This is a genomic window from Pseudoalteromonas sp. SR43-2 (assembly GCF_014163885.1).
Taxonomy (GTDB): domain Bacteria; phylum Pseudomonadota; class Gammaproteobacteria; order Enterobacterales; family Alteromonadaceae; genus Pseudoalteromonas; species Pseudoalteromonas distincta.
This window is the reverse complement of record NZ_JACJED010000032.1, coordinates 19819-27801: the sequence shown is the minus strand read 5'-3', so window position 1 is coordinate 27801 and position 7983 is coordinate 19819. Positions and strand designations below refer to the sequence as shown.

Below are 7983 nucleotides of genomic sequence, written 5' to 3'. Positions count from 1 at the left end.
AGTCCAGGGAACATTCCAATACACTGGCAACACTTACTCAATACACTGCTCTTATTTAAGCTTCCAGCTAGACGAGAGGATAGAAGATATCCCCGATGGGTTAAGCCAAAACCATCTAAGTATCCTCATAAAAAGAAAGATGCCAGTCAGCTTAACTGACTGGCATTAGCCTAATGGCTCCTTTTTTATTTTTTCAATTACACAAACTGCTTAAAACCTGAGTGTACACACGGTATACTAAGGGTAATTTTCACGCTACTTCTTAGATAGTAAAAAGCCAAATATGCAAAAATATGACGTAAAAACCTTTCAAGGTTTGATCCTGGCTTTACAGGATTATTGGGCGCAGCAAGGCTGTGTCATTATTCAACCACTTGATATGGAAGTGGGCGCCGGGACATTTCACCCGCAAACATTTTTAAAGTCTATTGGTCCAGAGCCAATGTCGAGCGCGTACGTTCAGCCGTGTCGTCGTCCTACGGATGGCCGCTATGGTGAAAACCCAAATCGCCTACAACATTACTACCAATTCCAAGTAGTTTTAAAGCCATCGCCAGATAACATCCAAGAGCTTTACTTAGGCTCATTAGCGGCAATGGGTATTGATACCCTTACTCACGAAGTTCGCTTTGTAGAAGATAACTGGGAATCACCTACGCTAGGCGCATGGGGCTTGGGATGGGAAATTTGGTTAAACGGCATGGAAGTAACGCAGTTTACCTACTTTCAACAAGTGGGTGGCTTAGAGTGCTCACCAGTAACAGGCGAAATTACTTACGGCCTAGAGCGTTTAGCAATGTACATTCAAGGCGTAGATAGCATTTACGACCTAGTATGGGCAGACGGTCCACTAGGGCGCGTAACATACGGCGACGTGTTCCATCAAAATGAAGTAGAGCAATCTACTTATAATTTTGAACATGCAAACGTAGAAGACTTATTTGCACAGTTTGATAAGTGTGAAGCAGAAAGCCAAAAGTTAATTGAAGCTAACTTACCACTACCTGCATACGAGCAAGTAATGAAAGCATCGCACGCATTTAACTTACTAGACGCACGCCACGCAATTTCGGTAACCGAACGTCAGCGTTATATTTTACGCGTTCGTGCGTTATCAAAAGCGTGTGCACAAAGTTACTATGACAAACGTGAAGCGCTTGGTTTCCCGCTGTGTAAGGATAAGTAAAATGTCAGCACAAAATTTATTAGTAGAAATTGGCACTGAAGAGTTACCACCAAAAGCATTGCGTAAATTAGCAGAAGCCTTTGCTGCAAACTTAACTCAAGAGCTAGAAACATTAGAATTAGCACACCAAGGCGTAAGCTGGTATGCATCGCCTCGTCGTTTGGGTTTACAAGTAAAAGCGCTTGAAGCTAAGCAACAAGACAAAGAAGTTGAAAAGCGTGGCCCAGCAACAAAGGCAGCGTTTGACAGCGAAGGTAACCCAACAAGAGCAGCAATGGGTTGGGCACGTGGTTGTGGTATTGAAGTAAAAGACGCACAAACACTTGAAACCGATAAAGGCGCTTGGTTATTGCACATTGCTAAAGTAGCAGGGCAAGAAACTAAAACCCTAATGACAGATGCAATCACAAAAGCATTAAGTAAATTACCAATCCCTAAACCAATGCGTTGGGGCGCGAATAAAACACAATTTATTCGCCCTGTGCATACAGTAACTATTTTATTTGGTGATGAGCTACTTGAAGGCGAAATTCTTGGTAAGCAAATAACTAACCAGCTTCAGGGTCATCGTTTTCATCACCCAGAAAAAATTAGCATTAACCATGCAGATGACGTTTTTGACGTACTTAAATCTGCTTACGTTATTGCTGATTACGAGCAACGTAAAGCGCAAATTCGAGCACAAATAGAAGAGGCTGCAAGCGCAGTTAACGCTGTTGTTGCAATGGATGAAGATTTACTGGAAGAAGTAACATCACTTGTAGAGTGGCCAGTTACTTTAACGGCAACATTTGAAGAAGCATTTTTAGATGTACCAGCCGAAGCGTTAATTTACACCATGAAAGACGATCAAAAATATTTCCCGTTATTAGATCAAAACGGCAAACTTTTAAATAAGTTTTTGTTTGTATCTAACATCGAAAGTAAAGATTCAAGTGTGGTTATTTCTGGTAACGAAAAAGTAGTGCGCCCGCGTTTAGCCGATGCACAGTTCTTCTTTGAAACAGATAAAAAGAAAACCCTAGAAAGCCGATTAGAGTCGCTTGATAGCGTATTGTTCCAAAAGCAACTTGGTACGCTTAAAGATAAGTCTGAGCGCATTAGTGAACTTGCAGGTTATATTGCTGAGCAATTAGGTGCTGATAAAGACCTAGCACAGCGTGCAGGCTTATTAAGTAAAACTGACCTAATGACTGAAATGGTTATGGAATTTACCGACGTGCAAGGTGTAATGGGAATGCATTACGCTCGCCACGATGGTGAAGCCGAAGATGTAGCCGTAGCGCAAAACGAGCAGTACATGCCACGCTTTGCAGGGGATAACTTACCAACAAACTTAATTAGCTGCGCAGTAGCGATTGCTGATAAGTTTGACACGCTGGTGGGTATTTTTGGTATAGGCCAAGCACCTAAAGGTGACAAAGACCCATTTGCTCTTCGTCGTGCTGCTATTGGTGCACTGCGCATCATGGTAGAAAAAGAACTACCACTTGATATTTTAGACCTAGTAGCTAAATCGCAAACATTGTTTGGCGACAAGTTAACTAACTTAAATGTATCAACTGACGTATTTGAATTTATGCTAGGGCGCTTCCGGGCTTGGTATCAAGACGAAGGTATTGAAGTAGACGTAATTCAAGCAGTGCTTGCACGTCGTCCGACTAAACCTGTTGATTTTGACCGCCGTGTTAAAGCCGTAAGCCACTTCCGTACATTAGACGCAGCAGAAGCGCTTGCAGCAGCTAATAAGCGTGTAGGTAACATTCTGGCTAAAAACGACATTACCAGCCAAGGTAGTGTTGATGAGAGCTTATTAAGCGACGACGCCGAAAAAGTATTGGCATCACAAGTAGCAAAATTTGCCACTGACCTTGCACCACTTTACGCAGATGGAAACTACCAAGAAGCATTAAGCCAATTGGCGGGTATTCGTCAAAGTGTTGATAACTTTTTTGACAACGTAATGGTTATGGCCGACGATGAAGCTGTTAAGCAAAATCGTCTTGCGCTATTAAGCCAGCTAAGCGGATTGTTTTTAGGTATTGCAGATATTTCTGTTTTACAAAAATAACACCGATTAGCAATTTTAAAAGCCAGCGTTTTGCTGGCTTTTTAGTTTTCACTGTATGCAAAGGATACCCATTGATGATTTCTATGAAACGAATTTTAACTTTAGCAATTGCTGGTTTACTTACTGCCTGTACAAGCCAAATTTCGATTAACGATGTATTGCCACAGCAAGAGCTTGACCGCACAATTTACTTACGTGGCGACTTTACATTGTGGGATGCAGAACCTCAGTATCAGTTTGCGCCAGTTGGCCCTGCGCTTTATCAAGCGCAAGTTAAATTTTCGACCCCAGGTAAAGTGTACGAATTTAAAATAGCCGATGCCGATTTTAGTGAAGGCTACAACTGTGGCTACAGCGACGCACAACCAGCAGGACAAAAGCTAACACTGGGCCAGCCAGCTATCGCAGACTGTAATACTATTTATAACTACTTTAGTTTCACACCAGCAATAAAAGGCACGTACATAGTAAGTATTGATTACAGTGACTACGATAAGCCACAAGTGACGATAACGAAGAAGTGATTTTTAGCTATTTAATAGCCCTAGTGGGTTGATGGATTTGTGACAAGGACGTTGTAGGATTTATTCAGCATTAACACCAAGGGGGTTTCGTAGTTTGGGTAGAGTGAAGCGAAACCCAACATGTGTGGCGAACAAAACTATTTTGGTGGTTATTAAATACGTTGGGTTTCGTAAAACTCAACCCGACCTACGTGAGTTTAAAGCCCTTTCTTCACCACATATCTATACGGTGCTTCTTCTGCATCTTTAGCCACCAGCGTGTGATCCATAAACGTACAAAAGCTCGGAATGTCGCGAGTGGTTGATGGGTCATCAGCAGTTATTAATAACGTTTCACCATCACTCATTTTACGAATAGCAGCACGTACCATCATTACTGGCTCAGGGCAGCGAAGGCCTATGGCATCTAATTGGTGATCGGGATTATCAAAGCTCATAATAAATTGGCCTGTTTAATTAAAGTGATTGCTGTGTACGCGAGTGCTTAGGTATAGCAATTAATAAGTTTGGCAGTTTAACGCAATTTTATGTGTAATTTAACTATTTTACTTAATGCTTTTAGCAGTTTCAAAATGCTTTATTTAATAATACGCCCGATCACATAATTACGCTGTTACATGCTTGTTTGATAAAGGGACGTTTTATAAATTGAAGCTAATAAAAAAGGCGAACTGAATAAAATCAGTTCGCCTTTTTAATCACCAAGATGGTTTTACATGTTTAAACTAATTAGTCTTGAACACGTTCAAATACAGTTGCAATGCCTTGGCCTAAACCAATACACATAGTTGCTAAACCGTATCGTACATTTTTGTCTTCCATTAAGTGAATAAGCGATGTGCTAATACGCGAACCCGAACAACCCAGTGGGTGACCAAGTGCGATTGCGCCGCCATTTAAATTCACTTTTTCGTCAACAACATCCATTAAACCTAAATCTTTCATTACAGGTAATGATTGTGCTGCAAAGGCTTCGTTAAGTTCTACTACGCCTAGGTCATCAATTGTAATACCGGCTTGTGCAAGTGCTTTTTTACTTGCTGGTACTGGGCCGTAACCCATAATTGATGGATCGCAACCAGCGACTGCCATTGCTTTAATGCGCGCACGAATTGGTAAGCCAAGTTCTTTTGCTTTCTCTTCGCTCATTACTAACATTGCAGATGCGCCGTCAGAAAGTGCAGAAGACGTACCGGCTGTTACCGTACCTGATGCAGGATTAAATACAGGGCGAAGCTTTGATAGACCTTCTACTGTTGTTTCTGGGCGAATTACTTCGTCGTCTTCAACTAAGATAAGCGAACCATCTGCATCGTGACCTTCCATTGCTAAAATTTCGCGACGAAAACGGCCTTCAACAGTTGCAGCTTGTGCACGTTGATGTGAACGGTAAGCAAATTCATCTTGTTGCTCACGGCTAATGCCATGAAGCGTTGCAAGGTATTCTGCTGTTAAGCCCATAGAGCCAGACGCTTGTGCAATTGATGTTGCTAAGCCTGGGTGAAAGTCGTTGCCGTGAGTCATAGGTACGTGACCCATGTGCTCAACACCACCAATTAGGTAAGTGTCGCCAGCGCCTGTCATTATTGCGCGTGCTGCGTCATGCAATGCTTGCATAGAAGAGCCACATAAACGGTTAACCGTAACAGCAGGAACGCTGTGCGGAATACCGGCAAGCAATGATGCGTTACGTGCTACGTTAAAGCCTTGCTCTAATGTTTGCTGTACACAACCCCAATAAATATCGTCAATTGATGCAGGATCAACTGCAGGGTTGCGATCTAGTAAGCCTTTCATTAAATGTGCGCTTAAGTCTTCTGCACGTTTATGTTTGAATACACCACTTTTAGAGCGACCCATTGGTGTGCGGATACAATCTACAATTACTGGATTATTCATGATATTAACCTTCCACCTTATAGAAAACACGACCTTCTTCGGCCCACTTGCGAGTTTGTTCAGATACTTGGTAAATCGCACCTAGGTGAGCGTATTTGTCTGCTGCTGCAACAAAGTTAGCTAAACCAGTTTGATCTAAGTAACGGAACGCGCCGCCTCTAAATGGAGGGAAACCAACACCGTAAACTAATGCCATATCTGCTTCTTGCGGCGAGGCAATAATGCCTTCTTGCAAACACAGTAGCACTTCGTTGATCATTGGAATCATACAACGGTCGATGATTTCTTGTTTATCAAATTCTTTTGGTGCGTCTGTGATTGGGCTTAGTAGCTCAATTGCTGTCTCGTCATGAGACTTTTTAAGACGACCGCGACGATCTGTTTCGTATTTGTAAAAACCGGCTTTGTTCTTTTGTCCAAAACGTTTTTCGTTGGCAAAAATAGTCACAGGGTCTTTATCAGCACGAGCCATACGCTCAGGGAAACCGTCAGCCATTACGCCAGTACAATGGAACGCTGTATCAATACCTACAACATCAAGTAGGTAAGCCGGACCCATAGGCCAGCCAAATACGTTTTCCATTACTTTATCTACTTTTGCAAAGTTAGCGCCTTCAACCACTAATTTGCTAAAACCTGCAAAGTAAGGGAATAAAACACGGTTTACAAAAAAGCCTGGGCAATCGTTAACTACAATTGGCGATTTACCTAATTTAAGCGCGTAATCAACTACTGCATTAATTGTTTTATCTGAGGTTTTTGCACCACGGATAATTTCTACTAATGGCATTTTTGGCACTGGATTGAAAAAGTGCATACCACAGAAATTTTCTGGCTTATCTAGCGCTTCTGCAAGCAAGTCGATACAAATAGTCGATGTATTTGAAGTAAGTACAGTACCTTCTGGCATGTTCTTTTCAAGATCAGCGAGTACTGCTTGCTTAACTTTAGGGTTTTCTACAACGGCTTCAACAATGATGTTGGCACTTTGTAGGTCTGACTCGTTAAGTGTTGGCTTAATTTTGCTAAGTGTTGCCAACATTTTTTCCATTGGCATGTGACCACGCTTAACTTTTGCACCTAATAACTTAGATGCTTCACCCATACCTAAATCAAGCGCATCTTGTTGGATGTCTTTCATTATAATAGGTGTACCTTTATAAGCAGACTGGTATGCAATACCGCCACCCATAATACCAGCACCTAATACAGCTGCTTGTTTAATTGCTACATCGCTGTGCTTAGCAAATTTACGTGCTTTACCTTTAATGTATTGATCAGCTAGGAATATACCTGTCTGTGCAGCTGCTTCTGGTGTACGTGCTAATTTAGCAAAGTTGGCATTTTCGATTGCCATTGCTTCATCGCGAGTACAGTTTGCCGCTGCTTTAATAGTACGTACAGCCATAACCGGTGCAGGATAGTGGCCTTTGGTTTTACCCATTACCATACCTTCTGCCATAGCAAAGCTCATGCCTTGCTCAACACGGTTTAATTTAAGTGGCTGTAGTTTTACGTTGCGTTTTGCTTGCCAATCTAGCTTGCCAGCAATCGCCAGTTCAAGTGTTGATACACTTGACTCTAGAAGTTTGTCAGCACTAACTACCGCGTCAAACGCACCTACTTTAAGGGCATCTGCTGCGCGGTTTTCTGCGCCTGAGGTAATCCACATCATCGCGTTATCGGCGCCAATGATACGTGGTAAGCGCACTGTGCCACCAAACCCTGGCATTATGCCAAGTTTAACTTCTGGTAGGCCCATTTTAGCTGTTTCGCTTGCCACACGATAATCGGTAGCAAGTGCCCACTCACAACCACCGCCAAGTGCCATACCGTTTATAGCGCTTAGAGTTGGGAATGGTAAATCTTCAATTGCATCAAAAACGTCGGTTGCGTTTTTGATCCACACTACTAATTCTTCTTCAGGTTTAGTAAATGTAGGTAAAAATTCGAAGATATCGGCACCAATAATAAAGTGGTCTTTATCACTGGTAAAAATCATGCCTTTGATATCAGTATTGGCGGCTAATTCTTTTAATGCTGCTGCGCAATCTGAAAGAGTTTTTTGAGATAGTGTGTTTACAGAACCTGCAACACAAAACTTAAACTCGGCGATGTTTTCCTTTAGGAAGCTAACTTCAAAGGAATCGCTTTTATATAACATTATTATTCTCCCTAGTTGACGAACTAAGACTGGTACGATGAGTTTGCATTTCAATCAGTGTGCTTGCTTTAAATTAAAAATGCAACGAAAAATTTAACTCGGTTACAATCGACTGGTTAAAATATAGCTGGTTTGGTGC

Annotated in this window: 6 protein-coding genes; 3 read left to right on the top strand and 3 right to left on the bottom strand. The window is 42.0% G+C overall.

Going from position 1 to position 7983, the window contains the following annotated elements; genetic code table 11:
* The first annotated feature begins 283 nt into the window (after positions 1–283).
* The 3 genes from glyQ (at position 284) to H5120_RS19400 (ending at position 3781) form a co-directional block, all read left to right on the top strand.
* Positions 284–1186 carry a glycine--tRNA ligase subunit alpha gene (glyQ, locus tag H5120_RS19410; protein ID WP_004335201.1) on the top strand — a complete coding sequence of 301 codons (903 nt, stop codon included), beginning with the start codon at positions 284–286 and terminating at the stop codon, positions 1184–1186.
* Position 1187: 1 nt separating this feature from the next.
* Complete coding sequence (gene glyS, locus H5120_RS19405; protein ID WP_182675803.1) at positions 1188–3257, top strand: glycine--tRNA ligase subunit beta; 2070 nt, start codon at positions 1188–1190, stop codon at positions 3255–3257.
* Between the two features lie 74 nt (positions 3258–3331).
* Positions 3332–3781, top strand: a complete 450-nt coding sequence (locus H5120_RS19400) for a hypothetical protein (protein WP_004335197.1) — start codon at positions 3332–3334, stop codon at positions 3779–3781.
* 197 nt (positions 3782–3978) lie between these two features.
* Here H5120_RS19400 and tusA read toward each other — a convergent pair whose 3' ends face one another.
* The 3 genes from tusA to fadB all read right to left on the bottom strand — a co-directional run bounded on the left by tusA (position 3979) and on the right by fadB (position 7844).
* Positions 3979–4218, bottom strand: a complete 240-nt coding sequence (gene tusA, locus H5120_RS19395; protein ID WP_007377644.1) for a sulfurtransferase TusA — start codon at positions 4216–4218, stop codon at positions 3979–3981.
* A 292-nt stretch (positions 4219–4510) separates the two neighbouring features.
* Positions 4511–5680, bottom strand: a complete 1170-nt coding sequence (gene fadA, locus H5120_RS19390; RefSeq protein WP_024597185.1) for an acetyl-CoA C-acyltransferase FadA — start codon at positions 5678–5680, stop codon at positions 4511–4513.
* 4 nt (positions 5681–5684) lie between these two features.
* Positions 5685–7844, bottom strand: a complete 2160-nt coding sequence (gene fadB / locus H5120_RS19385; protein WP_182675802.1) for a fatty acid oxidation complex subunit alpha FadB — start codon at positions 7842–7844, stop codon at positions 5685–5687.
* Positions 7845–7983 lie beyond the last annotated feature (139 nt).

Excerpts from the sequence above, each read along its gene's own strand:
- fadA (WP_024597185.1), bottom strand. The coding sequence starts at position 5,680 with ATGAATAATCCAGTAATTGTAGATTGTATCCGCACACCAATGGGTCGC.
- glyQ (WP_004335201.1), top strand. The coding sequence starts at position 284 with ATGCAAAAATATGACGTAAAAACCTTTCAAGGTTTGATCCTGGCTTTA.
- tusA (WP_007377644.1), bottom strand. The coding sequence starts at position 4,218 with ATGAGCTTTGATAATCCCGATCACCAATTAGATGCCATAGGCCTTCGC.
- fadB (WP_182675802.1), bottom strand. The coding sequence starts at position 7,844 with ATGTTATATAAAAGCGATTCCTTTGAAGTTAGCTTCCTAAAGGAAAAC.
- glyS (WP_182675803.1), top strand. The coding sequence starts at position 1,188 with ATGTCAGCACAAAATTTATTAGTAGAAATTGGCACTGAAGAGTTACCA.
- H5120_RS19400 (WP_004335197.1), top strand. The coding sequence starts at position 3,332 with ATGATTTCTATGAAACGAATTTTAACTTTAGCAATTGCTGGTTTACTT.